General features: G+C 67.8%; 27 protein-coding genes. 20 read left to right on the plus strand and 7 right to left on the minus strand.

The features are described 5' to 3' along the window. Positions 1 to 34: 34 nt before the first annotated feature. The 6 genes from C0V75_RS08900 to C0V75_RS08920 are packed head-to-tail and all read left to right on the plus strand — an operon-like array spanning position 35 to position 4,487. The gene (locus tag C0V75_RS08900) at positions 35 to 1,420 is read left to right on the plus strand and encodes a DUF2927 domain-containing protein (protein ID WP_101920517.1); all 1,386 of its coding nucleotides are present in this window, start codon (positions 35 to 37) and stop codon (positions 1,418 to 1,420) included. Between the two features lie 41 nt (positions 1,421 to 1,461). Beyond that, positions 1,462 to 1,629 carry a hypothetical protein gene (locus tag C0V75_RS23165; protein ID WP_173861058.1) on the plus strand — a complete coding sequence of 56 codons (168 nt, stop codon included), beginning with the start codon at positions 1,462 to 1,464 and terminating at the stop codon, positions 1,627 to 1,629. A gap of 10 nt (positions 1,630 to 1,639) precedes the next feature. Continuing rightward, complete coding sequence (locus tag C0V75_RS08905) at positions 1,640 to 2,821, plus strand: VWA domain-containing protein (protein ID WP_101920518.1); 1,182 nt, start codon at positions 1,640 to 1,642, stop codon at positions 2,819 to 2,821. Further along, positions 2,818 to 3,150 carry a hypothetical protein gene (locus C0V75_RS08910; RefSeq protein WP_101920519.1) on the plus strand — a complete coding sequence of 111 codons (333 nt, stop codon included), beginning with the start codon at positions 2,818 to 2,820 and terminating at the stop codon, positions 3,148 to 3,150. The genes C0V75_RS08905 and C0V75_RS08910 overlap by 4 nt, the downstream gene beginning before the upstream one ends. After that, on the plus strand, positions 3,147 to 3,740 hold the full coding sequence (locus tag C0V75_RS08915) for a DedA family protein (RefSeq protein WP_101920520.1): 594 nt from the start codon (positions 3,147 to 3,149) through the stop codon (positions 3,738 to 3,740). The genes C0V75_RS08910 and C0V75_RS08915 overlap by 4 nt, the downstream gene beginning before the upstream one ends. 42 nt (positions 3,741 to 3,782) lie before the next feature. After that, positions 3,783 to 4,487 carry a M48 family metallopeptidase gene (locus tag C0V75_RS08920; RefSeq protein WP_101920521.1) on the plus strand — a complete coding sequence of 235 codons (705 nt, stop codon included), beginning with the start codon at positions 3,783 to 3,785 and terminating at the stop codon, positions 4,485 to 4,487. On the opposite strand, the gene C0V75_RS08925 is transcribed toward C0V75_RS08920, so the two are convergent. Genes C0V75_RS08925 through C0V75_RS08935 form a run of 3 tightly spaced genes read right to left on the minus strand, consistent with a single transcriptional unit; the run spans position 4,463 to position 6,983 of the window. Continuing rightward, positions 4,463 to 5,023 (minus strand): RSP_2648 family PIN domain-containing protein, encoded by a 561-nt coding sequence (locus tag C0V75_RS08925; protein ID WP_101920522.1) that lies wholly within the window; start codon positions 5,021 to 5,023, stop codon positions 4,463 to 4,465. The genes C0V75_RS08920 and C0V75_RS08925 overlap by 25 nt on opposite strands. Then, positions 5,023 to 6,252: an RSP_2647 family RNA methyltransferase gene (locus C0V75_RS08930; RefSeq protein WP_101920785.1), complete on the minus strand. Its 1,230-nt coding sequence runs from the start codon at positions 6,250 to 6,252 to the stop codon at positions 5,023 to 5,025. The genes C0V75_RS08925 and C0V75_RS08930 overlap by 1 nt, the downstream gene beginning before the upstream one ends. A gap of 41 nt (positions 6,253 to 6,293) precedes the next feature. Next, positions 6,294 to 6,983 carry a DUF6778 family protein gene (locus tag C0V75_RS08935; RefSeq protein WP_101920523.1) on the minus strand — a complete coding sequence of 230 codons (690 nt, stop codon included), beginning with the start codon at positions 6,981 to 6,983 and terminating at the stop codon, positions 6,294 to 6,296. A 313-nt stretch (positions 6,984 to 7,296) separates the two neighbouring features. Here C0V75_RS08935 and edd point away from each other — a divergent pair, with 313 nt between their 5' ends. From edd to C0V75_RS23540, 4 genes are all read left to right on the plus strand, one after another. Next, positions 7,297 to 9,102, plus strand: a complete 1,806-nt coding sequence (gene edd / locus C0V75_RS08940; protein WP_101920524.1) for a phosphogluconate dehydratase — start codon at positions 7,297 to 7,299, stop codon at positions 9,100 to 9,102. A 98-nt stretch (positions 9,103 to 9,200) separates the two neighbouring features. Beyond that, positions 9,201 to 9,842: a bifunctional 4-hydroxy-2-oxoglutarate aldolase/2-dehydro-3-deoxy-phosphogluconate aldolase gene (eda, locus tag C0V75_RS08945; RefSeq protein ID WP_101920525.1), complete on the plus strand. Its 642-nt coding sequence runs from the start codon at positions 9,201 to 9,203 to the stop codon at positions 9,840 to 9,842. Between the two features lie 118 nt (positions 9,843 to 9,960). Further along, positions 9,961 to 10,422: a VOC family protein gene (locus C0V75_RS08950; protein WP_101920526.1), complete on the plus strand. Its 462-nt coding sequence runs from the start codon at positions 9,961 to 9,963 to the stop codon at positions 10,420 to 10,422. A gap of 187 nt (positions 10,423 to 10,609) precedes the next feature. Next, positions 10,610 to 11,122 (plus strand): VPLPA-CTERM sorting domain-containing protein, encoded by a 513-nt coding sequence (locus C0V75_RS23540; protein WP_254216412.1) that lies wholly within the window; start codon positions 10,610 to 10,612, stop codon positions 11,120 to 11,122. A gap of 20 nt (positions 11,123 to 11,142) precedes the next feature. Here the strand turns inward: C0V75_RS23540 and C0V75_RS08960 are convergent, their stop codons facing one another. Beyond that, the gene (locus C0V75_RS08960) at positions 11,143 to 11,415 is read right to left on the minus strand and encodes a hypothetical protein (protein ID WP_101920527.1); all 273 of its coding nucleotides are present in this window, start codon (positions 11,413 to 11,415) and stop codon (positions 11,143 to 11,145) included. After that, a complete protein-coding gene (locus tag C0V75_RS08965; protein WP_101920528.1) occupies positions 11,402 to 14,221 on the minus strand; it encodes a bifunctional [glutamine synthetase] adenylyltransferase/[glutamine synthetase]-adenylyl-L-tyrosine phosphorylase in 2,820 nt (939 codons plus the stop codon). The genes C0V75_RS08960 and C0V75_RS08965 overlap by 14 nt, the downstream gene beginning before the upstream one ends. Before the next feature lie 102 nt (positions 14,222 to 14,323). Here C0V75_RS08965 and C0V75_RS08970 point away from each other — a divergent pair, with 102 nt between their 5' ends. From C0V75_RS08970 to C0V75_RS08995, 6 genes are all read left to right on the plus strand, one after another. Further along, complete coding sequence (locus C0V75_RS08970; protein WP_101920529.1) at positions 14,324 to 14,794, plus strand: YbaK/EbsC family protein; 471 nt, start codon at positions 14,324 to 14,326, stop codon at positions 14,792 to 14,794. A gap of 279 nt (positions 14,795 to 15,073) precedes the next feature. Then, positions 15,074 to 15,535 carry a DUF2852 domain-containing protein gene (locus C0V75_RS08975; RefSeq protein WP_101920530.1) on the plus strand — a complete coding sequence of 154 codons (462 nt, stop codon included), beginning with the start codon at positions 15,074 to 15,076 and terminating at the stop codon, positions 15,533 to 15,535. A 71-nt stretch (positions 15,536 to 15,606) separates the two neighbouring features. Then, the gene (locus C0V75_RS08980; protein ID WP_101920531.1) at positions 15,607 to 16,056 is read left to right on the plus strand and encodes an RDD family protein; all 450 of its coding nucleotides are present in this window, start codon (positions 15,607 to 15,609) and stop codon (positions 16,054 to 16,056) included. Between the two features lie 115 nt (positions 16,057 to 16,171). Next, positions 16,172 to 17,011, plus strand: coding sequence for an arginyltransferase (locus C0V75_RS08985; RefSeq protein WP_101920532.1), 840 nt, complete (start codon positions 16,172 to 16,174; stop codon positions 17,009 to 17,011). Between the two features lie 3 nt (positions 17,012 to 17,014). Next, positions 17,015 to 17,401 carry a VOC family protein gene (locus C0V75_RS08990; protein ID WP_101920533.1) on the plus strand — a complete coding sequence of 129 codons (387 nt, stop codon included), beginning with the start codon at positions 17,015 to 17,017 and terminating at the stop codon, positions 17,399 to 17,401. 177 nt (positions 17,402 to 17,578) lie between these two features. After that, on the plus strand, positions 17,579 to 18,490 hold the full coding sequence (locus C0V75_RS08995; protein WP_101920534.1) for a calcium/sodium antiporter: 912 nt from the start codon (positions 17,579 to 17,581) through the stop codon (positions 18,488 to 18,490). Between the two features lie 40 nt (positions 18,491 to 18,530). Here the strand turns inward: C0V75_RS08995 and gstA are convergent, their stop codons facing one another. After that, a complete protein-coding gene (gene gstA / locus C0V75_RS09000) occupies positions 18,531 to 19,133 on the minus strand; it encodes a glutathione transferase GstA (RefSeq protein WP_101920535.1) in 603 nt (200 codons plus the stop codon). 410 nt (positions 19,134 to 19,543) lie between these two features. On the opposite strand from gstA, the gene C0V75_RS09005 reads away from it, so the two are divergent. The 4 genes from C0V75_RS09005 to ilvN are packed head-to-tail and all read left to right on the plus strand — an operon-like array spanning position 19,544 to position 22,483. Next, positions 19,544 to 21,298, plus strand: a complete 1,755-nt coding sequence (locus tag C0V75_RS09005) for an acetolactate synthase 3 large subunit (RefSeq protein WP_101920536.1) — start codon at positions 19,544 to 19,546, stop codon at positions 21,296 to 21,298. 48 nt (positions 21,299 to 21,346) lie between these two features. Further along, positions 21,347 to 21,616 carry a BrnT family toxin gene (locus C0V75_RS09010; RefSeq protein WP_173861059.1) on the plus strand — a complete coding sequence of 90 codons (270 nt, stop codon included), beginning with the start codon at positions 21,347 to 21,349 and terminating at the stop codon, positions 21,614 to 21,616. Positions 21,617 to 21,623: 7 nt separating this feature from the next. Beyond that, positions 21,624 to 21,890 carry a type II toxin-antitoxin system BrnA family antitoxin gene (brnA, locus tag C0V75_RS09015; protein ID WP_216821429.1) on the plus strand — a complete coding sequence of 89 codons (267 nt, stop codon included), beginning with the start codon at positions 21,624 to 21,626 and terminating at the stop codon, positions 21,888 to 21,890. 32 nt (positions 21,891 to 21,922) lie between these two features. After that, the gene (gene ilvN / locus C0V75_RS09020) at positions 21,923 to 22,483 is read left to right on the plus strand and encodes an acetolactate synthase small subunit (RefSeq protein ID WP_101920538.1); all 561 of its coding nucleotides are present in this window, start codon (positions 21,923 to 21,925) and stop codon (positions 22,481 to 22,483) included. A gap of 74 nt (positions 22,484 to 22,557) precedes the next feature. On the opposite strand, the gene C0V75_RS09025 is transcribed toward ilvN, so the two are convergent. Beyond that, positions 22,558 to 23,334 (minus strand): enoyl-CoA hydratase-related protein, encoded by a 777-nt coding sequence (locus tag C0V75_RS09025; protein ID WP_101920539.1) that lies wholly within the window; start codon positions 23,332 to 23,334, stop codon positions 22,558 to 22,560. Positions 23,335 to 23,383 lie beyond the last annotated feature (49 nt).

Raw genomic sequence — 23,383 nt, forward strand, 5'->3', positions numbered from 1 at the left:
CCTTGGGTTCACTTTTCATGCAGAGCTGCCACTCATGCGCATTCTTCCGGCCCTCGCGGCCCTGACCCTCGTCCTTTCCGGCTGTGTCCAGTCCACCCCCGACGCCCCGGTCACCATGAACACCGCCGCCCCCGTGATGCGGGGCGCAGCGCTGGCACCGATGCAAAGCTTCAAGAACCATGCCACCCAGCCGGTGGCACGCGGAAATGCCGACATTGCCCGCGATTTCCTCGATCTCGGCTTCCGGCTGGAAAGCGGCCGCAGCCTGCCCGTCCTGACCCGCTTCGAAGGACCGATCACCGTCGCGCTGGCAGGCCAGGTGCCGCCCTCGGCCCATGCCGACCTGTCCCGCGTCATGGCACGCATCCGCGCCGAGGCTGGCATCGACATCCGCCCGGCCCCCGGCGGCATGGCGGCCAGCATCACCATCGACTTCCAGCCCCGCGCGGCAATGCGCCGCGCCGTCCCGTCGGCGGCCTGCTTCGTCGTGCCGCGCGTCGGCTCCTTCGCCGAATACCGTGCCGCGCGGGCAAGCGGGGCCACCGATTGGGCCAGCCTCACCCGGCGCGACCGCGCCGCGATCATCGTGCCCTCTGACACCTCGCCGCAAGAGGTGCGCGACTGCCTGCACGAGGAACTGGCCCAGGCCATCGGCCCGCTGAACGACCTCTATCGCCTGCCCGATTCCGTCTTCAACGACGACAATTTCCACACCGTCCTGACCGCCTTCGACATGCTGGTCCTGCGCATCCATTACGACCCCGCGCTCGCCTCCGGCATGACCGAGGCCGAGGTGGCCGCCCGCCTGCCCGAGATCCTCGCCCGGCTGAACCCCGCCGGCGAAGGCCGCGGCGGGCGCGGCACCGCGACCATCGCCCCCCGCGCCTGGGTCGAGGCAGTGGACACCGCCCTTTCCCCCCGCGTCTCGGATGCCGCGCGCCGCCGCGCCGCCGACCGGATGCTCTCCATCGCCCGCGCGCAGGGCTGGCAGGACAACCGCCTCGCCTTCTCCTGGTTCGCGCTCGGCCGCGCGCAGGTGGGCAAGGACATGGGCGCCGCCACCCGCGCCTTCCGCGCCGCGCAGGACATCTGGCAGCGCCTGCCGGGCGGCGAGGTGCGCGTCGCCCATATCGACATGCAGCTTGCCGCCTTCGCCCTTGCCGATGGCCGCTTTGCCGAGGCGCTGGCCCTGACCGACCGCGCCATTCCCGTGGTGCGCCGGGCCGAGAATGCGGCCCTTCTCGCCACCCTGCTGATGATCCGCTCCGAGGCCAATACCGCCCTTGGCCGCCCCGCCGAGGCCGAGGCCGCCCGTCTCGACAGTCTGGGCTGGGCGCGCTATGGCTTCGGCACAGAGGCCGAGGTGCGGGCCAGGCTGACCGACATTTCCGGTCTGGCGGCCAGCGGGCGCGACGGCTGAGGGGCAGGATCACCGCCCCTCCGGAAGGCAAGGGGCAAGGCATGATCATCATCGCAGGGTTCGTTCTCGGGGCCGTCTATGGCGTCCGCAAGGCCCGCAAGGCCGGGGGCAAGCGGCTTGACCTGCTGCAATACGGGGCGGGCTTCGGCATTGCCTTCTCGCTTCTGGGCCTCTTCGCGACCCTCCTCCTCGACCGCCTCGTCCTCTGAGGCCGCGCCGATGTTCCTGCCCTTCTTCCAGACGCTCCGGAAGGAAGGCATCCCCGTGTCCCTGCGCGAATACCTGGCCTTCCTCGAAGGGATGGCCGCCGGCCTTGTCACCTATGACCTCGAAGGCTTCTACCACCTCGCCCGCGTGGCGATGGTGAAGGACGAACGCCATCTCGACCGCTTCGACCGCGCCTTCGCCGCCGCCTTCAACGGGCTGGAGCAGATCACCCCGGATCAGTTGATGGAGGCGGTGGACCTGCCCCCCGACTGGCTGGAAAAGCTGGCCGAGCGGCATCTGACCGCCGAGGAACGCGCCCAGATCGAAGCCATGGGCGGGTTCGAAAAGCTGATGGAAACCCTCCGCCAGCGGCTGGAGGAACAGAAGGCCCGCCATCAGGGCGGATCGAAATGGATCGGCACCGCCGGAACCTCGCCCTTCGGCGCCTATGGCTACAACCCCGAAGGCGTGCGCATCGGGCAAGCCGAAAGCCGCCACAAACGCGCGGTCAAGGTCTGGGACCGGCGCGATTTCCGCAACCTCGACGACCGGGTCGAACTCGGCACCCGCAATATCAAGGTCGCGCTGCGCCGCCTGCGCCGCTGGGCCCGCGACGGGGCGGAACAGGAACTGGACCTCGACGCCACGATCCGCGCCACCGCCGATCACGGCTGGCTCGACGTGCAGACCCGGCCGGAACGCCGCAATGCCGTGAAATTGATCCTTTTTCTCGACGTGGGCGGGTCGATGGACCCCTACATCCGGGTTATGGAGGAACTCTTCTCCGCCGCCCGATCCGAATTCAAGCATCTCGCCCCCTTCTACTTCCACAACTGTCTTTACGAAGGCGTCTGGCGCGACAACCGCCGCCGCTGGGACGACCAGACCCCGACGATGGATTTGCTCAACACCTATGGCCCCGACTGGCACTGCATCTTCGTAGGCGATGCCTCCATGTCGCCCTACGAGATCACCCATCCCGGCGGCGCCAATGAACATTGGAACCGCGAGGCGGGCCGCGTCTGGCTGGAACGCGCCGTCACCCGCTGGCCGCGCCATCTCTGGATCAATCCCCTGCCCGAGGCGCAGTGGCCTTACACCCAATCCATCCGCCTGATCCGCGATATCTTCAACGCGCGCATGGTGCCCATGACGCTGGACGGCATCGCCCGCGGGTTGAAGGAGTTGCGATGATCCGGCGCATCTGGCAGCGCAACCCGATCCTGACGCTGGCCTTCCTGCTGGCGCTGGCGGCCTGCTTCTTCTTCACGGGGCGGGCCATGAACATGGCGCTCATCCTTGCGAACCGCGCCGACAAGCCGGTGGCAGGCTGGATGACGCCGCGCTACATCGCCCGCTCCTACGGGCTGGAACGCGAAGACCTGGCCGCCGTGCTTGCCACTGCCGACCGCGACGATGCGCGCCAGCCGCTCTATTCCCTCGCACAGGAACAGGGCCTTCCCGTCGCCGACCTGATCGCCGAGGTGCAGGCGCTGGTGGATGCGCAGGAGGGTGTGGAATGACCGAAACCCTGCTCGCCCTCGTCCCGACCTGGGGGGCGCTGCTGATCGCGCTGACGAATTTCCTCGCCTGCCTCGCCCTGCCCATCCCGGCCTCGCTGGTCATGCTGGCGGCAGGGGCCTTCGCGGCCGCGGGCGACCTGTCGGCGCTGCCGCTCTGGCTCGGGGCGATGGCCGGGGCCGCCCTCGGCGACCAGTCGGGCTATTGGCTGGGCCGCACCTTCGGCCCGCGCCTGATCGAAAGGCTGCAACGCCGCCGTCGCACCGCCGCTTTGGTGGACCGCGCCGTGACCTGGCTGGAACAGCGCCGATTGCCCGCGATCTTCCTGTCGCGCTGGCTCGTCTCGGCGCTTTGCCCCTATGTCAACTTCTCGGCGGGGGCGGCGCGCATCAACTGGGCGGGCTTCACCCTGCCCGCCATGGCCGGAACCTGCGTCTGGGTCTCGCTCTATATCGGGCTGGGCTACACCTTTTCCTCCGACATCCAGGAACTCGGCGCGGTGCTGGGCAATCTCGCGGCGGCCATCGCCTCGGCTGTCGTGGCGATGATCCTCGGCCGCATCCTCTGGCGCAACGCGCAAGAGCGTGATTGACCGCCCCTTCCCATCCGGCGCGGCCCTCCCATATGCTTGGGCATGGCCGCGCTGATCATCCCCACCCTCATCGCCATCGGCTATGCGCTGATGATGTACCGCTTTTCCGTCTGGCGGACGCACAAGATGCTGGATCAGCAGTCCCGCCCGCTGACCGATCCCTCCATCACCCGCCTCGCCGACCGGATGGCCGCAGCCCTCGACCTGCCGTCGATCCCCGTCCATGTCTTCGAGGTGGAACCTGTCAACGGCCTCGCCGCCCCCGACGGGCGCATCTTCCTGACGCGCGGCTTCCTCAACCGCAAGGTCCGGGGCGAGGTGACGGCCGAAGAACTCGCCGCCGTCATCGCGCATGAGATGGGGCATGTGGCCCTTGGCCATACCCGCCGCCGGATGATCGACTTCACCGGTCAGAACGCCGTCTTCGTCGTCCTGTCGGCGGTCCTGAACCGCTTCCTGCCCTTCATCGGCTTCTGGATCGCCAACCTCATTTCCGCCGCCCTCGCCGCCCGCCTGTCGCAGCGCGACGAATACGAGGCGGATGCCTATGCCACGGCTTTGCTTCTGAAATCGGGCATCGGCACCGGGCCGCAGAAATCGCTCTTCCGCAAGCTTGATGCGATGACCAAGGCGAACCGGGGCGACATGCCCGCCTGGCTGCTCTCCCACCCCTCCAGCGCCGACCGCATCGCGCAGATCGAGGCGAACGAACGCCGCTGGCTTCAACCCGCCCGACTGCCCTCCTGAGTCACGGCCTTCGCCAGCCGCGGCAGGCTCGCCCGCTTCAACAGCGCCTTCAGCGACACGGGCCCCCCCGCCATCTCCTCGGCCCGCGCATGGACATGCGCGATCACCGCGCCTGCCTTTGCCGGGTCGCCCGACCAAAGCTCCCACAGAAACCCGTCCGGGTCGCGCCGATCCACCCCTTCGCCTGCCAGCACATGGCGGGGAAAATCCTGCGCGTTGAAGGTGACAATCGCATCCGCCCCGCTGGCAATCGCCACGGCCAGCACATGGGCATCATTCGGATCGGGCAGCACCAGCCGCCCCTCGATCCCCGGCGCGGCCCCCACCATGGCACGGGGAAAGACCTCGCGCATCACCACCGCAACGCCCCGCGCCTGCACCTCGGCCGCCGGCCCCAGCTTCACCACCGCCCGCGCCCATTCCTCAAGAATGCGCTCCGACCATTTCGGCTCATAAAGCCCCGCCTCGGCACAACCCAATAACAGGTCCCGCAGCACCGGCGGGTAAAGGACGCAGGCATCCAGAACCGCGCGCATCAATCCAGACGGAAGAAGAGCGACTTCAGGTAACCGCTTTCCGCCAGTTGCGGCAGCATCGGATGGTCCGCCCCGGCAAAGCCCGTATGCAGAAGCTGCCCGCGCCGCCCCCCGCGCCCGATCCCCCGTGCACTGGCATTGCGGAAAGCCGCAAGATCCGCCGCATGGGAACAGGAACAGAGGACGAGATACCCCCCCGGCGCAACCAGCGGCGCCGCCAGCCGCGCGATCCGCTCATAGGCGCGCAACCCCGCCTCCAGCGCAGGTTTCGCGGGCGCAAAGGCGGGCGGGTCGCAGATCACCAGATCGAACCGCGCCCCCTCGCCGCCCAGCGCCTCCAGCACGGCAAAGGCATCGCCCTGCCGCGTGGCGAAGCGATCCGCCACGCCCGAGGCCTTCGCCCCCGCCTCTGCCAGCGCCAGCGCCGGGGCCGAGGCATCCACCGCCAGCGCCGACACCGCCCCACCCGCCAGCGCGGCAAGGGCAAATCCCCCCACATGGGTAAAGACATCCAGAACCCGCGCCCCGCGCGCCAGCCGCGCCGCAAAGGCATGGTTGGGCCGCTGGTCATAGAAGAGGCCGGTCTTCTGCCCCCCCGTCACATCCGCCATGTAGACGGCCCCGTTCATCGGCACCGGCACCGGCCCCTCGACCCCGCCGCACAGGACCACCGTCTCTTCCGCCAGCCCCTCCAGAGCCCGCGCCCGGCCCGTGCCGTTCTTGACGACCGTCGCCACCCCCGTCACCGCCCGCAAGGCCGCGACCAGCGGCTCCAGCAGCCTCTCCGCCCAGGCCGCATTCGGCTGCACCACCGCCACATCGCCGAAACGGTCGATCACCACACCGGGCAGACCATCCGCCTCGGCATGGACCAGCCGGTAGAAAGGCGCATCGAACAGACGCTCCCGAAGGGCCAGCGCACGGGTCAGCCGCGCCGCGAACCAGGCCTCATCCACCACCGCCGCGGGATCGCGGTCGATCATCCGCGCCACGATCTTCGACTGCACATTGACCGTGACCAGACCCAGCGCCCGCCGCTCGCCATCCTCCAGCAAGGCCAGCGCGCCGGGCGGGATATTCCCCGTCCGGCGATCCATCACCACTTCGTCGGCATAGACCCAGGGGAAGCCGTGGCGGATCGCCCGCGCCTCGGCCTTGGGCTTCAGCCGCACCACGGGAAGGCCGCGCGCCGCGGCCCCATCTTCGGGAAATGAGGAAGGGGAGGACATCATGCCCTCCCCTTACCCCGTCCTGCTCGATTGTGAAAGTCTCAGCGCGTGACAAGCACCGGTTGCGCCGGGTTCTGCATCGCCCGCGCGACCAGCGCAGGGTCCGTCACCGTGCCGGAAAGTTCGCGCCGCAGCGTCTCGACCAGCTTCTCGGTCACCACCACCTTCTGGGTGCGCCCGGCCAGTTCCTCCTGGATCGCCGCCTGACCGCCCGCCGCACGGGCATCCGCCTCGATCCGGCGCGGCCCGTCGATCACGGCCCCGGTCCCGGCATCCAGCACCGTCAGGTCAAAGACCATGTTGTGGTTGCCGCCCACGGTATAGCGTGTCCGCTCGGTCACGCCATGGAACCGCACCAGCCGGATCGACACGATCGCCTCGCGCGGCCCCTGCATCGAGGCCGTGGCCCGCTGCGCCGCCGTTTCGAAGATCGCCGTGATCTGGGCATAGCGGTCCCCCACGGGATCGCCGCGCCAGACGATATCGGCCATCGGATAGTAGGAATTCGCCTCCGACACCTGCAAGTCGCGCGGCACGTTCACCCGCACCTCGCGCACGGTGTAGAGCGGTGCCAGCACCCGCGGCCCCGCACCTTCGGGAATGCTGCCAGTCCCGCGCGAGGCCAGCGTCAACGCATCATCAGAAACACCCCGGCTTGCCGGTTCGCTGCTCACGCAGGCCGAAAGCGCCAGCGCAAGACCAAGAGTCGCAAACTTCGTCCAGACGTTCATGTCCACACCTCCAGGGGCACCTGCCCCGATCACTGGGACAAGCGTATGGAAGGCAAATGTGGCCGAATTTCGATAACGGCAGAACATTTCATAGGTTTATGCTTGTCCCGGAAACAATCCGCCGCACCATCGACAAAACAGACACATTCGCTCCCATCGCTGCCCATCGCCCCAGCAGAACAAGGCGGAAATCCGCCGAAACCCCTGCCGTCACCCACAGCCTCCGGTTGCAAGCCCCGTGCCACTTGCAGAGGTTGTTAGCGCTAACAATATCTGTTACAACCCCGCCAGCCGCCGCCGAAGGAGTCGCCCCATGTCGCTGCATCCCGCCATCGCCCGCGTCACCGACCGCATCCGCGCCCGTTCGGCCGACAGCCGCGGCCGGTATCTGGAGCGCATGGCCAAGGCCGCCAAGGATGGCCCGGCGCGCAGCCACCTCGCCTGCGGCAACCAGGCCCATGCCTATGCCGCCATGGGTGCCGACAAGGACAGCCTCGCCGCAGGCCGCGCCCCGAATATCGGGATCGTCACCGCCTATAACGACATGCTCTCCGCCCATCAGCCGTTTGAAACCTATCCCGCCCTGATCCGCGCCGCCGCCCGCAAGGCCGGGGCCACGGCCCAGGTGGCGGGCGGCGTCCCCGCCATGTGCGACGGCGTCACCCAGGGGCAGCCGGGGATGGAACTGTCGCTCTTCTCGCGCGACGTGATCGCGCTGGCGGCGGGCGTGGCCATGTCGCACAACACCTTCGACGCGGCCCTCTACCTTGGCGTCTGCGACAAGATCGTTCCCGGCCTCATCATCGCCGCCTCCACCTTCAGCCATGTGCCCTCCATCTTCGTGCCCGCCGGTCCCATGACCTCGGGCCTGCCGAATGACGAAAAGGCCAAGGTCCGCAACGCCTATGCCTCGGGCCAGATCGGGCGCGACGAGTTGATGGCCGCCGAGATGGCCTCCTATCACGGCCCCGGCACCTGCACCTTCTACGGCACCGCGAACACCAACCAGATGCTGATGGAGTTCATGGGGCTCCACCTCCCCGGCGCCTCCTTCATCCATCCCGGCACCCCCCTGCGCGACGCGCTGACGACGGCGGCGGTGGAACGCGCGGCCCAGATTACCGCGCTCGGCAACGATTACCGCCCGGTGGGCGAAATCCTTGACGAACGCGCCTATGTGAACGGCCTTGTCGGCCTGATGGCCACGGGCGGCTCCACCAACCTCGTCCTGCACCTGCCCGCCATGGCCCGCGCCTCGGGCGTGATCCTGGACCTTCAGGATTTCGCCGACATTTCCGAAGCCGTGCCGCTGATGGCCAAGGTCTATCCCAACGGCCTCGCCGACGTGAACCATTTCCACGCCGCAGGCGGCCTCTCCTACATGATCGGCCAACTCCTTGACGCGGGTCTCCTCCACCCCGATGCCAAGACGGTGGCGGGCGACGGCCTCTCGCTCTACCGGCAGGAGCCGAAGCTGAAGGATGGCAAGCTCACCTGGGAAGACGGCGCCAACGCGACGCTCAACGACAAGATCCTCCGCCCCGCCGCCGATCCCTTCCAGCCGACCGGCGGCCTCAAGCAGCTTACCGGCAATCTCGGCCGCGGCGTCATCAAGGTCTCCGCCGTCGCCGCCGACCGCCATGTGATCGAAGCCCCCGCCCGCATCTTCCACGATCAGGACGATGTGAAGGCCGCCTTCAAGCGCGGCGAATTCACCTCCGATTGCGTGGTCGTCGTCCGCTTCCAGGGCCCGCAGGCGAACGGGATGCCCGAACTGCACTCGCTCACCCCCACCCTCTCCGTGCTTCAGGAACGCGGCCTGCGCGTGGCGCTGGTCACCGATGGCCGCATGTCGGGCGCCTCCGGCAAGGTCCCCGCCGCCATCCATGTCTCGCCCGAAGCCGCGACCGGCGGCCCGCTCGCGCGCCTTCGCGACGGCGACATCATCCGCCTCGACGCGACCGCAGGCACGCTCACCGTCCTCGCCCCCGATTTCGACAGCCGCGCCCCCGTCACCGCCGACCTCTCCGCCAATGAATTCGGCATCGGGCGCGAACTCTTCGCCGCCTTCCGGGCCCATGTCGGCCCCGCCGAAACCGGAGGCGCGGTCGTCGTCTGAAAAGACCCCGTCACTTTCTGTCTTCAAATATCCTGCGGGGGTCCGGGGGTGCAAAACCCCCGGCGCTCGCCACAAGTGCACCGCCGAAAGGAAAGCCCATGACCCCCGCCCAGCAATCCGCCGCCGCCCTGAAGGTCTGCCAGCTTGCCCCCGTCGTCCCTGTCCTCGTGATCGACGACCTCGCCCATGCCGCCCCGCTGGCCAAGGCCCTCGTCGCGGGCGGCCTGCCCGCGCTGGAGGTTACCCTGCGCACCCCGATCGCGCTGGAGGCGATCCGCGCCATGGCCGATGTCGAAGGCGGCACTGTCGGCGCGGGAACCCTCCTCACCCCCGCCGATGTCAAGGCCGCGAAGAAGGCCGGGGCCACCTTCGGCGTCTCGCCCGGTGCGACCGACAGCCTCATCAAGGCCTGCGAGGATGAGGGCCTCCCCCTCCTCCCCGGTGCCGTCACCGCGACCGAGATCATGGTCCTTCTGGAACGCGGCTACACCGTGCAGAAATTCTTCCCCGCCGAACAGTCGGGCGGTGCCGCCTTCCTCAAATCCATCGGCTCCCCCATCCCGCAGGTGAAATTCTGCCCCACCGGCGGCATCAGCCTGAAGAACGCCGCCGATTACCTGTCGCTGAAGAACATCCTCTGCGTCGGCGGCTCCTGGGTCGCCCCGAAAGAGGCGATGGCGCGGGGCGACTGGGCCGCCATCACCACGCTGGCCCGCGAAGCCGCCGCCCTTTCCGCCTGACACCCCCCGCAAGGCGCTTGCCCGACTCTGCGCCTCGGCGCATCCTGCGGGTCATTCGCTGCCCCACCGCCCGGCCGGACCGGACGGCAGGGCGGGCACGGCCAAGGGGGGACGTGGAATGACCGCACCAAGCATCCAGACCTGCCTCTGGTTCGACGACCAGGCGCAGGAGGCGGCCGAGACCTATGTCTCCCTCCTCCCGGGATCGAAGATCATCCACAGTTTCCCCCGGCGCGGCGGCGAAGGCGTCTTCCTTGTCCACCTCACCCTTCTGGGCCAGCGCTACACCTTCCTCAACGGCGGCCCGCAATACCGCCTGACCCCCGCCGCCTCGCTCGAGGTCCATCTCGACACCCAGGCCGAGGTCGATCTGCTCTGGCACGCCCTCCTCCAGGGCGGTCAGGCCCAGCGCTGCGGCTGGCTGGTCGATCGGTTCGGCGTGTCCTGGCAGATCATCCCGCGCAGCCTCTTGCGGCTGATGCAATCGGGCGACGACGCGCAGGCCGGCCGCGTGACCCAGGCCATGATGGCCATGGTCAAGCTGGACGGCGCCGCATTGGAAGCCGCCGCCCGCGGCTGACCCTCCGCCCCCCCTTTTCGGCCTGCCCCGCAGCGCCCCATCCTTCGGGCCGTGCCCGGCCACGCGGTTTCGCCGTTCGTTGCACGGAAACAATACTGCGCGAATTCTTAAGATTAACTAATCTTTAGGGTTGAAAGCGACGCCTCAAGGTTGAATCACTCACGAAAAAGTTGATCAGAGGCAGAGCATGAAACATCTTCTGATTGCCTTCCTGGCGAAGGCATTTCTTGTTGCGGCCACGCTCGACGTGAACGCGGCGACCTACACATACGTGGGCTCCTGGCAGGTCGATCAGGGCCCCTTCTGGTTAGAACAGCCCCTTGCCTATAGCGGGCAGGAAGCCGCCGCCCTGCTCTTCGGCGGCCTGCCGGGGAATTATGCCATCTCGACCCTCGGCCCCAACCCCGAAACCGTCAATCGCCTCGCCTGGTACAGCGTCTTCGCCGTGCGGGGCGGCTTTCAGCTTGCCGACAGCCTCGACCAGTCGCTCGACTTCGGCCTCTATTACGACGGCATAATCCAAGCCAACCCCTCCATGTCGAACCCTGCCTCGGCCTATGTCTGGGACGGGGCGCGGGGTCCGCAGTACACGAACTACGCCTTCCGGATGTCCGAAGTCCCCCTTCCCGCGACCGGCCTTCTCCTGCTCGGCGCGCTGGGCGGCCTCGGCCTTCTGCGCCGGCGCCGGGGCACGATCTGACGGCCAGACCCTACCGCCGGTCAGGCCTCGCCCATCCGGGCCGCGCGCCCGCCGCGCCGCTTCGGCGCCTCGGGCGTCAGCAAACCCTCTTCCAGCACCTTCGACATCGGATGGTCCGGCGCGCCCAGCGCATATTCCGCCATCACCGTGCGGATGGCCTCCTTCATCGGCGCATCCACCGGCAGGCTCAGCGCCCAATCCACAAGGATCGACCGGCACTCGCCCAGCGTGATCCCCTCGATCCGATAGCTTTCCCGCACCAGCCCCTTCGGATCCGCCTCATCCAGCCGCATCGCCCGTCTCCCCATCCCGCTCTCCAAGCCCGACGCAAGCCGCGATCACCGCCTCGGCCGCCGCCGCCACCGTCTCCAGCCGCTGTCCCAGCGCCTCGGCACTGCCCTCGCCCGTCTCGCGCAGCAGAAAGGCGCAGCCCCCTTCGCCAAGCTTGTCGGGCTCCAGCACGCCTTCGGTGATCAGGCGCGTCCCGGCCTGCAACCGCCACATCAGCCTATAGGCCTCCAGCAGGACCGAAACGTCGGAATCCGACAGTATTCCGCCCTTTCGCCCCGCCTCGATCTGACGTTCCACCCCGCGCAGCGGCGATCCGGTCAGAAGCGCCGCCATCTGCGCCAGCAGTTCGATATCCATCAACCGCCCCGGCCCGTTCTTCGCCTCCCACACACCCCGCGCCGGTTTCGCCGCCTGCAACCGCGCCCGCATCTCGGCCACATCCGCCCGGACCTTCGGCCCCTTGCCCTTCACCGGCAGCAGGCGGCGGCGGAACTCCTCCACCTCGGCCATCACCTCGCCCGCCCCGGCCAGAGGCCGCGCCCGCGTCAGCGCAAGATGCTCCCAGGTCCAGGCTTCCTCCTCCTGATAGCTGGTGAAGGACTGGACCGAGGTCGCCACCGGCCCCTGCCGCCCGCTCGGCCGCAGCCGCATATCCACCTCGTAAAGCCGCCCCTCCGCCATCGGCGCGGTCAGCGCGGTCACCAGCGCCTGCGTCAGCCGCGCGTAATAGGCCCGCGTCGCCAGGGGGCGCGGCCCCTCCGACATCTCCACCCCGCCCGCGTCATAGATCACGATCAGGTCAAGGTCCGACCCCGCATTCAGCCGCGCCGCCCCCAGCGACCCCATGCCCAGCACCACCGCCCCCCGCCCCGGCAACGGCCCATGCTTGCGCGCAAATTCCGCGCAGACCACAGGCCAGAGCGCGGCAATCACCGCCTCGGCCAGATCGGCATAATGCTTGGCCGCCTCGAAGGCATCGACCAGCCCGCGCAGATGATGCACCCCCACGCGGAAATGCCATTCCTTCATCACCCGTCGCGCGGCATCCAGCTTCTTCTCATAATCCGCCTGTTCGGCCATCGCCGCGCCAAGGCTTGCGACCAGCGGCCCCACCCCCGGCCAGGGCGCGAAGAAAGACCCCCCGATCACCCCGTCCAGCACCCCCGCATTGCGCGACAGATAACGCGCCAGCGGCGGCGCCGTTCCCGCCACGTCGATGATCAGGTCGATCAGCGCCGGGTTCGCCTCGAACAGCGAGAAAAGCTGCACCCCCGCCGGCAGCCCCGCCAGAAACCCGTCCAGCGCCACCAGCGCCTCATCCGGGTTCGCCGCCCGCATCAACCGCTTCAGAAGGGCAGGCCGCAGACGGCGAAAGATGGCCTGCGCCCTGTCGCTCCGCAGCGCCGGGTAATGCGACCATCCCTCGACGATCGCCCGCGCCGTATCGGAAAGCTCGGGCAGCGCCTCGGCCTGCCCCGGCGCGAAGAACCCTTCCGTCAGCGCATCCACCCGCGCCAGCCGATCCAGCAGCCCGGCGCGGAACGCCCCCTCGCTTTCGCCGCAGAAGGCCGCGATCCGCGCCACCCCCTCCGGCGTCACCGGCAGGTCATGGGTCTGGGCATCGCCCACCATCTGCAACCGATGCTCCACCTCGCGATGCGCGCGGTAAAGCGTGGTCAGTTCCGCCGCCACCTCGCCGGGGATCCATCCCTTCGCCGCCAGCGCCGCCAGCCCGCCCAACGTCGTGCGGTCGCGCAGGTCAGGATCTCGCCCCCCGGCGATCAACTGCCGGGTCTGGGTGAAGAACTCGATCTCCCGTATCCCCCCCTGCCCCAGCTTCATGTTATGCCCCTCCACCGTCAGGGGCCGGTTCAACTGCCGATGCTCGCGGATGCGCAGCCGCATGTCATGGGCATCCTGGATGGCCGCAAAATCCAGATGCTTGCGCCAGACGAAAGGGGTCAGCGCCTTCAGGAACCGCGCCCCCGCCGCAAGGTCACCGCCGCAGGGCCGCGCCTTGATATAGGCCGCCCGCTCCCAGGTCCGGCCCAGGCTTTCGTAATAGCTCTCCGCCGCCGCCATGCTCAGGCAGACCGGCGTCACCGCCGCATCGGGCCGCAGCCGCAGATCGGTGCGGAAGACATAGCCCTCCGCCGTGATGTCCGACAACAGCGCCGCCATCTTCCGCGTCACCCGGATGAAGGCCGCCCGCGCCTCCCCCGCCTGATCGCCATAGCGCGTCTCGTCGAACAGGCAGACCAGGTCGATATCCGAGGAATAGTTCAACTCCCCCGCCCCCATCTTCCCCATGGCCAGCGCCACCATCCCCGCGCCCGTGGCCGCATCCTCCGGCACTGCCCCGGGCAGCTTTCCGCGCCGGATCTCATCGGCAACAAAGCCCCGGATCGCCAGATCGACCGCCAGATCGGCCAGCCGCGTCAGGGCACCTGTCACCTCCTCCAGCCCCCAGACACCGCCGCAATCGCACAGCGCCGTCAGCAGCGCCGCCCGCCGCTTGGCCTGCCGCAGCGCCGGGCCCAGCGCCTCTGCCCCCTCCGCGCGCTCCGGCGCCGCCAGAACCCCGGCCATCGCCGCTTCCGGCGCCTCGGCCAGCGCCGCGCGCAGCCAGCCCGCCTCCAACCCCATCAACCCTTTCAGATAGGGGCTGCACCCCGCCACCGCGCCCAGAAGGCCCGCCACCTCCGGCGGCAGGTCGGCAAAGCCCCGCGCCACCTCCGCGCCCGCAGCGCGGTCATGGGCCAGGGGCGAACGGGTCAGGCGGGCGGCGAAAGGGGCATGACTTGTCATCCGCGCAACCTGCACCCGCTGCCCGGCGCGGTCAACGCATCCGCCCGTTGCCCCGTCCGTCCCCGCAGGCTAGAGCGAAGGCCCAGCCGCAAGGATGACCCCATGAGCAAGAGCCTCGCCCGCGTCACCGCCGCCCTTCACGCGGCGGGCCTCGACATCACCCCGCTGGAGATGCCCGATGAAACCCGCACCGCCCAGCAGGCCGCCGATGCGGCGGGCGTGCATCTCGACCAGATCGTGAAGTCGATCCTCTTCGCCGGCGCCTCGTCAGGCCACCTCTACCTCTTCCTCACCGCGGGCGGCAATCAGGTCGCCCCCGACCGGGCCGCAGCCCTGGCGGGCGAACCCCTCGCCCGCGCCCCGATCGACCAGGTCCGCGCCGTCACCGGCTTCGCCATCGGCGGCGTCGCCCCGGTCGGCCATCTCACCCCGTTGCCGATCTGGGCCGATCCGCGGATCACGGCCTTCCCCGTGGTCTGGGCCGCCGCAGGCACACCGCGCCACATCTTCCCCATCTCCCCCGCCGACCTCTTGCGCATCACCGGCGCGACCCTCGCCCCCTTCACTTCCTGAAGCTGCCCTTCATCTTGGCCGCAAATACTCTCAGGGGGTGAATGGGCCGCATGGCCCAGAGGGGGCGGAACGCCCCCCGCCCCCGCGCCAGAGCCGAAGGCGGCGGCGCGGAGAAAAGGCTTGCGCGGGCCCTTGCCCGCGCGCCGCAAGATCACCGGCCCCACCCCGGGCAGCCCGATGTGAATTATTTTAACATCCCCCCTTGAACGCCCGCCAATGTCAGCACATCTTCCTCCATGTGAAAGACATTCACATCAACCGCAACACGGGAGACCGCCGATGAACACCTTCCCCGCCGCCGCCCCCCGCACCACGGGCGGCCTCCTTTCCTGGCCCCGCCGGGCCGAGGCCTGGCTCGATGGCCATGGCCGCAAGGCCTGGATCACCGCAATGGTGCTGGGCTTCATCTTCTTCTGGCCTCTGGGCATCGCCCTTGTCGCCTACATGACCATGACCAACCGCTGGAGCAAAGACATGTTCGGATCGTCCTGCCGCAAATCCCGCCGCGCTTCCTGGAACGCCGACTGGAACAGCCGCGTCCACGCCTCTTCGGGCAATTCGGCCTTCGACGCCTACAAGGCCGAAACCCTGCGTCGGCTGGAAGAGGAACAGGCCGCCTTCGAAGGTTTCCTGAACCGCCTGCGCGAGGCCAAGGACAAGCAGCAGTTCGATGCCTTCATGGAAGAACGCGCCCGCAGCCCGCGCAACGACGACCCGCAGCCCCCGGCGCTCAACGCCTGATCGCGGACAGACCTTGATCCGGTGGCCCTCCGGGGCCACCTTCCTTCCATCCCTCTGACCGGACCCGCAAGATGTATCCCGACCACGCCCTTCAGGCCCTGCCCGACCCCGACCGCCATGCCGCCTTCTACAGCGGCGTCACGGCCAAGCGTGCCTTCGCCTGGATCATCGACACGATCTTCGTCACCGGGATCGTCCTCCTCGTCCTGCTGGTCAGCGCGCTGACGGCGGTGTTCATCTTCCCGCTGGTCTGGCTTGCCGTCGGCTTCCTCTACCGCTGGGTCACGCTCAGCGGCCGCTCCGCCACCTGGGGGATGCGCGTCATGTCCATCGAATTCCTCGACCGCTACGGCCAGCGCTTCGATGCCGGCACCGCTTTCCTGCACACCTTGGGCTATTCGCTCTCGATGGCCTTCGTCCTGCCGCAGATTCTTTCCGTCGCCCTGATGCTCTTCACCCGTCGCGGCCAGGGCCTCACCGACATGGTCCTCGGCAGCGTCGCCATCAACCGCCACGCCTGAGCCGACGCCTCAACGCGGCAAAACCTGCGGAAATCGGCTCTATGCGGCGCAATAGCGGCTTGGCGGATGCCAAGCCGCTTGCTAGGCTGGACGCTGTTTCCGAAATTCCCGAGCCATGCGCCACACCCTCCCCATCGCGCCCCAGTTCTACGTGACGGCCCCGCAGCCCTGCCCCTATCTCGAGGGGCGGATGGAGCGGAAGCTGTTCACCGCGCTGCAAGGGGAACATGCGCAGAAGCTGAACGACACGCTGTCGAAACAGGGCTTCCGCCGCAGCCAGAACGTGCTCTACCGACCCTCCTGCGCGGAATGTTCGGCCTGCCTTTCGGCACGCATCCGGGTGGCCGACTTCACCCCGCGCCGCACCCATCGCCGCATCCTCAAGAAGGGCGCCGATCTGCGCCGCAACGCCACCTCGCCCTGGGCGACCGAGGAACAGTTCTCCCTCTTCCGCCGCTATCTCGACCGCCGCCACGCTGATGGCGGCATGGCCGACATGGACATTTTCGAATTCGCCGCGATGATCGAGGAAACGCCGATCAAGTCCCGCGTCGTGGAGTACAGCCGCCCCGCCGGCCCCAGCGAAACCGGCCGTCCCCTGGCCGCCGTCTGCCTGACCGATATCTTCGATGACGGCCTGTCGATGGTCTACAGCTTCTATGACCCCGACCTGACCGATCTCTCGCTCGGCACCTATGTCATCCTCGACCATATCGACATCGCGCGCGAGGCGGGCCTGCCCTATGTCTATCTCGGCTATTGGGTGCCGGGCAGCCGCAAAATGGGCTACAAGGCCACCTTCCCCGCGCTGGAGATCTACAAGGGCGGGCGCTGGCAGGATCTCGGCAATCCGGGCGATCACCGGGCGGAACTGCATCCCCTCTCCGTCGATCCGATCGCCGAACAGGTGGCGCGCATCTCGCTGCCCGATACCCGCGTTCCCCGCGACGTCTGACCCATGGGCAGCACCCGCCTCGGGGCCATCGCCCTGATCGTGCCGGAGTACGAGAGCGCCATCCGCTTCTTCACTGCGGCGGGCTTCACCCTGACCGCCGATCTCGACCAGGGCCGCAAACGCTGGGTCACGGTGGAACCGCCCGGCGGCGGCTGCCGCCTCGTCCTCGCCCGCGCCGACACGCCCGACCAGAAAGCCGCCATCGGCGCGCAGGGGGCCGGCCGCGTCTGGCTCTTCCTGGAAACCGACGATTTCGCCGCCACCGCCGCCCGCCTCACCGCCGCAGGGGCCATCTTCGAGGAAAGCCCGCGCCACGAACCCTACGGCATCGTCGCCATCTGGCGCGATCCCTTCGGCAACCGCTGGGACCTGATCCAGCCCGCCCCCTGAGACGAGGTTTCAGGACAGCCCCCCAAACCCGTTGCGCCAGAGCAACGCTCCACCGCCGAAATCCGGGGGGCGCGGCGGCTTTTCCCTGCCTTCCCCCTTGTCTTCCTGCCCCGAGACCCGACCTAGGGGTGGCGCGCAAGGGGCTGACGGTGGTCAGGCCCGCAACAAGGGAAAAGCATGACCTATCTTCTTTTTGTCGTGGGCCTCGTCGCCCTCTTCTTCGGCGGCGAATATCTCGTTCGCGGCGCTTCCGCCGTCGCACGCAAGTTCAACCTTTCCCCCATGGTGATCGGCCTTACCATCGTGGGCTTCGGCACCTCGGCGCCCGAAATGCTGGTGTCAGTTCAGGCCGCGCTGGCAGATCAGCCCGCCATTGCCATCGGCAACGTGCTGGGATCGAACATCGCCAACATCCTGCTGATCCTTGGCCTCTCGGCCCTGATCGCCCCGCTTCTGATCCCTGTTCGCAAGCTCTGGCGCGACCTCGCCTTCATGCTGGCCGCGACGGCGGCGATCTGGTTCATGCTGCTCGACGGTCAGGTCACGCGGCTTGACGGCTTCATCTTGGTCTCGGGTCTCCTGATCTTCCTCGTCACCGCCTTCCTCACCGGAAAATCCGACGAGGATCAGAGCATCGAAGGCGATATCCCGCAATGGAAGGCCTGGGCCATGACGCTGGGCGGCCTCGTCGTCCTCGTGATCGGCGCGCGGCTTCTGGTGGACAGCGCGACGGAACTTGCCCGCGCCTTCGGCATTTCCGAAGCCGTCATCGGCCTGACCATCGTCGCCGTCGGCACCTCGCTGCCGGAACTCGCGACCTCCGTCATCGCTGCGATCCGCAAGCAGACGGAAATTGCGGTGGGCAACATCGTCGGGTCGAACATCTTCAACATCTTCGGCATCCTCGGCACCACCGCCGTCCTTGCCCCGATCCCCGCCGATCCGCGCTTCGCCGCGATTGACATGCCCTGGGTCGCGGCCACGGCCGTCGGCCTCACGATCCTCGCCTTCGTGCTGGGCGGCCTGCCCCGCATCGCGGGTGCCCTGCTGCTGGCCGCCTATGGCGGCTACGTCTTCCTGATGGGCTAAGGCTTTGGGGGGGGCGACAACGCCCCCCCCGCCATCTTCCTCAGATCAGACCTTCCGCCTTCATCGCCGCCTGCACGGCAGGCCGCGCAGCCACCCGCGCCCGGAACGCCTCCAGCTTCGGGAAGCCCGACAGGTCATGCCCGACCCCTTTCGACCAGTTCGTCACCGTAAACAGATAGGCATCCGCCGGGGTGAACTCCTCGCCCAGCAGATAGCTGCGCCCATCCCCCAGCCGCGCCTCGACCAGCGCAAGACGGCTGTTCAGCAGCGCCACCTGCGCCTCCTTCGCCGCGCCCTCCAGCCCCCGGAAGAAGGGCGAATAGGTCTTGTGCACTTCGGTCGAGACGAAGTTCAACGCCTCCTGCAACCGCGCCCGTTGCAGCGTCCCAGCCGCTGGCAGGGCCCCCGGCATCACGCTGTCCATCACGAATTGCATGATCGCCACGCCCTCGGTCAGCACCTCGCCATCCGCCAGCACCAGCACCGGCACCGCACCGCGCGGGCTGATCGCGGTGAAATCCCCGCCGCTCTCCGTCTTCTTGGCACGGATATCGGCCTTCTCGATCTCGTAATGCGCGCCAGCCTCTGCCAGCACGATATGCGAGGCCAGCGAACAGGCGCCGGGCGAATAGTAAAGCTTCATGGGTGACCCTCCATCACGAGGGGCGATCCAGCCCCTCCTCGCCGGGTCTATCCTGAACGCGGCCGTCCACCAACCGTCAAGACGACTCAATTGGGCAGAAGCTCTGTGCAGCAGCGCAGAGTTTTCCGAATCTTTCCCAATCCCGCAATACAGCGCAACGATATTTCAATTTTTCAGGCCGGCGCGACACTTTAGGCCATCTTTTGCGGTTGACGCCCCTTCCCGCCCGCCCTAGTGTCCGCCCCCATGAAAAGAGGAACGGACATGTCCCGCATTCTCGTACTTGTAAGGATCAGGCGCATGGGGCGGTGACGCTGACCATATGGTTCCCATGCGCCCCCGGATCGAAACCCGGGGGTTTTTTGTTGCGCGAAGGCGGGGGCACTGGCCCCGGACAAGGGTAAAGGCAGATGACGAAACAGATGACCGGCGCGAAGATGGTGGTGCAGGCCCTCAAGGATCAGGGCGTGGACGTGGTCTTCGGCTATCCCGGCGGCGCCGTGCTGCCGATCTATGACGAGATCTTCCAGCAGAACGACATCCGCCACATCCTCGTGCGCCACGAACAGGGCGCGGTCCACATGGCCGAAGGCTATGCCCGCTCCACCGGCAAGCCGGGCGTGGTGCTGGTGACTTCCGGCCCCGGCGCGACCAATGCCGTGACGGGCCTTGTCGATGCGCTGATGGATTCCATCCCGCTGGTCGTCCTCACCGGTCAGGTCCCCACCTTCATGATCGGCACCGATGGCTTCCAGGAGGCTGATACGGTCGGCATCACCCGCCCCTGCACGAAACATAACTGGCTGGTGAAGGACACGGCGAAACTCTCCGAAACCATCCATCAGGCCTTCCACGTCGCCACCTCCGGCCGCCCCGGCCCGGTGCTGATCGACATTCCCAAGGACGTGCAATTCGCCCAGGCCGAATACACGCCGATGGAAAAGACCCGCGTCAGCCATTACCAGCCCCGCAAGACCGGCGATGCCGAACAGATCGCCCGTCTGGTCGAGATGATGGAACAGGCCGAACGCCCCATCTTCTACACCGGCGGCGGCGTCATCAATTCCGGCCCCCGCGCCAGCGCGCTCCTGCGCGAACTGGTCGCCGCGACCGATTTCCCCATCACCTCCACCCTGATGGGCCTCGGCTCCTACCCCGCCTCGGGCAAGAACTGGCTGGGGATGCTGGGGATGCACGGCCTTTATGAGGCCAATCTCGCCATGCATGGCTGCGACCTGATGATCAATGTCGGCGCCCGTTTCGACGACCGCATCACCGGCCGCGTCAAGGATTTCTCGCCCCATTCCCGCAAGGCCCATATCGACATCGACCCGTCTTCCATCAACAAGGTCATCCGCGTGGACGTGCCCATCGTCGGCGACGTGACCCTGGTGCTGGAGGAAGTGCTGCGCCAGTGGAAGGCGCGCGGCTCCAAGACCAACAAGGCGGGCCTCGCCAAATGGTGGAAGCAGATCGCCGAATGGCGCGCGGTCGATTGCCTGTCCTTCAAGAACAGCGACAAGACCATCAAGCCGCAATATGCCCTGCAACGGCTCGAGGCGCTGACCAAGGGCATGGACCGCTACATCACCACCGAAGTGGGCCAGCACCAGATGTGGGCCGCCCAGTTCCTCGGCTTCGAAGATCCGAACCGCTGGATGACCTCGGGCGGCCTCGGCACCATGGGCTATGGCCTGCCCGCCTCCATCGGCGTGCAGATCGCCCATCCCGAGGCGCTGGTGATCAACGTGGCGGGCGAGGCGTCCTGGCTCATGAACATGCAGGAAATGGGCACCGCGATGCAGTTCCGCGCGCCCGTCAAGCAGTTCATCCTGAACAACGAACGCCTCGGCATGGTGCGCCAGTGGCAAGAGCTGCTGCATGGCGAACGCTATTCCCACAGCTGGTCCGACGCCCTGCCCGATTTCGTGAAACTGGCCGAGGCGTTCGGCTGCAAGGGCATCAAGTGCCAGGATCCGAAGGACCTCGACGACGCGATCATGGAGATGATCCGCTACGACGGCCCGGTGATCTTCGACTGCCTCGTCGAAAAGCACGAAAACTGCTTCCCCATGATCCCCTCGGGCAAGCCGCATAACGAGATGCTCCTGGGCGAGGCGGATACACAGGGCGTCATCGGCGCCAAGGGGGCGGTTCTGGTCTGATCCGGCTGCCTGTGGGCGGGGTTGTAATGGTATAGTTTTGCCACCATAATGGAATATGAGTTCGACCCCGCCAAAAGCGCCGCCAACCGTGACAAGCACGGCATGGATTTCGTGACGGCGCAGGCGCTCTGGCAGGTGCCTGCCCTGATCATGCCCTCGGCCTATCCGACCGAAGAACGGTGGCTCCGCACAGGCCGGCTTGGCGAAAGGTTCTGGACGGCGGTCTATACGCAGCGTGGCGCGAGCATAAGGATTGTCTCGGTCAGGCGGGCACGAAGGGCAGAGGTGACACGGTATGAAAGTGAAATCAAAAGTTAAGTCGAACATGATGACCAGCCTCGATGGCAGCAAGACCATCACGACCGAGGAATTCGACCGGCTCTTCGACGAAGGCAGCGACGAGATCGACGACTTCATCGACTGGTCGAAAGCCCGGATGGACTATCCCAAACCCCAGCGCGTCAATGTCGATTTCCCGCCCGATATGGTGCGCAGCCTCGACGAAGTGGCGCAGTCGCGCGGCGTGACCCGTCAGGCGCTCATCAAGATGTGGCTGGCCGACAAGCTTGAAGAACACCGCCGCTCCCGCTGACGGCGCGGCCAAGGAAAAGGAACGACAGGACGATGTCCGCACTCAACATCAAGAAGGGCTCCACCAGCCATTCCGCCTATGACCTGCGCGACCACAACGCCACGGTCATCGAAAGCCACACGCTCGCCGTGATCGTGGAGAATGAACCGGGCGTCCTTGCCCGCGTGATCGGCCTCTTCTCCGGGCGCGGCTACAATATCGACAGCCTCACCGTGGCCGAGGTGGATCATACCGGCCACCGCTCGCGCATCACCATCGTCACCTCCGGCACCCCCGCCGTGATCGACCAGATCGAGGCGCAGCTTGGCCGTCTGGTGGCGGTCTATGAGGTGCATGACCTGACGGCCGAGGGGCCTTGCGTGCAGCGCGAACTGGCGCTTTTCAAGGTCGCGGGCAAGGGCGACGCGCGGATCGAGGCGCTGCGCCTGGCCGAGATCTTCCGCGCCAATGTGGTCGACTCGACGCTGGAAAGCTTCGTCTTCGAAATCACCGGAACCCCGGAAAAGATCGACGCCTTCGCCGACCTGATGCGCCCCCTCGGCCTGCGCGAACTGGCGCGCACCGGTGTCGCCGCCCTCGCGCGCGGCGCCTGATCCGTTGGGCGGGGGTCTCCCCGCCCCTTTCCGACGCCAAACCGTAGGATGGGCAATACTGCCCATCCTACCCTTCAGGCCCCGGTAAACCGCGCCGGGCGTTTCTCCAGAAACGCCGCCACGCCTTCGCGGAAATCCGCCGTCGCCCCCGCCTCGCCCTGCAACCGCGCCTCCAGCGCCAGCTGCGCCTCCAGCCCGTTGCCGGGTGACGCCCGCAGCGCCTGCTTTACCAGCCGATAGGCCGCCGTCGGCCCCGCCGCCAGCGCCCCCGCCCGCGCCGCCACATGGGCGGCGAAGCCCTCATCCGGCACGGCCTCCCAGATCATCCCCCAATCCACCGCCTGCCGCGCGCTGATCTTCTCGGCAAAGAGCGCCGCCCCCATGGCCCGCGCCATCCCCACCTGACGCGGCAGCCAATAGGTCCCCCCCGCATCGGGGATCAGCCCGATCCGCGTGAAAGCCTGGATGAAACTCGCGCTCTCGCAGGCGATCACCACATCGCAGGCCAGCGCAAGATTCGCCCCCGCCCCCGCCGCCGCCCCGTTCACCGCGGCAATGGTCGGCACCGGGCAATCATAGATCGCCTTCAAGAGCGGCTCGTATTCCTCGGTCAGCACGCGCCCCAGGTCCAGCGACCCCAGCGCCATCGCATCCTGCAAGTCCTGCCCCGAACAGAAGGCCCGCCCCGCCCCGGTCAGCACGATGCAGCGCGCCCGCGCCTCCGCCGCGCGCCATGCCTCCAGCAGCTCCACCCGCAGCCGCGCCGAAAGGGCATTCATCACCTCCGGCCGGTTCAGCGTGATCGTCGCCACCCCGCCCGTCTCGGCCACCGTGATCGTCTCATATCCCATGACAGGCCCCTCCCTTTGCACCACCCTATCCGGGCCGGGCGGAAGGGAA

Origin of the sequence: Tabrizicola sp. TH137 (genome assembly GCF_002855575.1) — a bacterium.
GTDB lineage: Bacteria > Pseudomonadota > Alphaproteobacteria > Rhodobacterales > Rhodobacteraceae > Paragemmobacter.

Excerpts from the sequence above, each read along its gene's own strand:
- C0V75_RS08900 (WP_101920517.1), top strand. The coding sequence starts at position 35 with ATGCGCATTCTTCCGGCCCTCGCGGCCCTGACCCTCGTCCTTTCCGGC.
- C0V75_RS23165 (WP_173861058.1), top strand. The coding sequence starts at position 1,462 with ATGATCATCATCGCAGGGTTCGTTCTCGGGGCCGTCTATGGCGTCCGC.
- C0V75_RS08905 (WP_101920518.1), top strand. The coding sequence starts at position 1,640 with ATGTTCCTGCCCTTCTTCCAGACGCTCCGGAAGGAAGGCATCCCCGTG.
- C0V75_RS08910 (WP_101920519.1), top strand. The coding sequence starts at position 2,818 with ATGATCCGGCGCATCTGGCAGCGCAACCCGATCCTGACGCTGGCCTTC.
- C0V75_RS08915 (WP_101920520.1), top strand. The coding sequence starts at position 3,147 with ATGACCGAAACCCTGCTCGCCCTCGTCCCGACCTGGGGGGCGCTGCTG.
- C0V75_RS08920 (WP_101920521.1), top strand. The coding sequence starts at position 3,783 with ATGGCCGCGCTGATCATCCCCACCCTCATCGCCATCGGCTATGCGCTG.
- C0V75_RS08925 (WP_101920522.1), bottom strand. The coding sequence starts at position 5,023 with ATGCGCGCGGTTCTGGATGCCTGCGTCCTTTACCCGCCGGTGCTGCGG.
- C0V75_RS08930 (WP_101920785.1), bottom strand. The coding sequence starts at position 6,252 with ATGTCCTCCCCTTCCTCATTTCCCGAAGATGGGGCCGCGGCGCGCGGC.
- C0V75_RS08935 (WP_101920523.1), bottom strand. The coding sequence starts at position 6,983 with ATGAACGTCTGGACGAAGTTTGCGACTCTTGGTCTTGCGCTGGCGCTT.
- edd (WP_101920524.1), top strand. The coding sequence starts at position 7,297 with ATGTCGCTGCATCCCGCCATCGCCCGCGTCACCGACCGCATCCGCGCC.
- eda (WP_101920525.1), top strand. The coding sequence starts at position 9,201 with ATGACCCCCGCCCAGCAATCCGCCGCCGCCCTGAAGGTCTGCCAGCTT.
- C0V75_RS08950 (WP_101920526.1), top strand. The coding sequence starts at position 9,961 with ATGACCGCACCAAGCATCCAGACCTGCCTCTGGTTCGACGACCAGGCG.
- C0V75_RS23540 (WP_254216412.1), top strand. The coding sequence starts at position 10,610 with ATGAAACATCTTCTGATTGCCTTCCTGGCGAAGGCATTTCTTGTTGCG.
- C0V75_RS08960 (WP_101920527.1), bottom strand. The coding sequence starts at position 11,415 with ATGCGGCTGGATGAGGCGGATCCGAAGGGGCTGGTGCGGGAAAGCTAT.
- C0V75_RS08965 (WP_101920528.1), bottom strand. The coding sequence starts at position 14,221 with ATGACAAGTCATGCCCCTTTCGCCGCCCGCCTGACCCGTTCGCCCCTG.
- C0V75_RS08970 (WP_101920529.1), top strand. The coding sequence starts at position 14,324 with ATGAGCAAGAGCCTCGCCCGCGTCACCGCCGCCCTTCACGCGGCGGGC.
- C0V75_RS08975 (WP_101920530.1), top strand. The coding sequence starts at position 15,074 with ATGAACACCTTCCCCGCCGCCGCCCCCCGCACCACGGGCGGCCTCCTT.
- C0V75_RS08980 (WP_101920531.1), top strand. The coding sequence starts at position 15,607 with ATGTATCCCGACCACGCCCTTCAGGCCCTGCCCGACCCCGACCGCCAT.
- C0V75_RS08985 (WP_101920532.1), top strand. The coding sequence starts at position 16,172 with ATGCGCCACACCCTCCCCATCGCGCCCCAGTTCTACGTGACGGCCCCG.
- C0V75_RS08990 (WP_101920533.1), top strand. The coding sequence starts at position 17,015 with ATGGGCAGCACCCGCCTCGGGGCCATCGCCCTGATCGTGCCGGAGTAC.
- C0V75_RS08995 (WP_101920534.1), top strand. The coding sequence starts at position 17,579 with ATGACCTATCTTCTTTTTGTCGTGGGCCTCGTCGCCCTCTTCTTCGGC.
- gstA (WP_101920535.1), bottom strand. The coding sequence starts at position 19,133 with ATGAAGCTTTACTATTCGCCCGGCGCCTGTTCGCTGGCCTCGCATATC.
- C0V75_RS09005 (WP_101920536.1), top strand. The coding sequence starts at position 19,544 with ATGACGAAACAGATGACCGGCGCGAAGATGGTGGTGCAGGCCCTCAAG.
- C0V75_RS09010 (WP_173861059.1), top strand. The coding sequence starts at position 21,347 with ATGGAATATGAGTTCGACCCCGCCAAAAGCGCCGCCAACCGTGACAAG.
- brnA (WP_216821429.1), top strand. The coding sequence starts at position 21,624 with ATGATGACCAGCCTCGATGGCAGCAAGACCATCACGACCGAGGAATTC.
- ilvN (WP_101920538.1), top strand. The coding sequence starts at position 21,923 with ATGTCCGCACTCAACATCAAGAAGGGCTCCACCAGCCATTCCGCCTAT.
- C0V75_RS09025 (WP_101920539.1), bottom strand. The coding sequence starts at position 23,334 with ATGGGATATGAGACGATCACGGTGGCCGAGACGGGCGGGGTGGCGACG.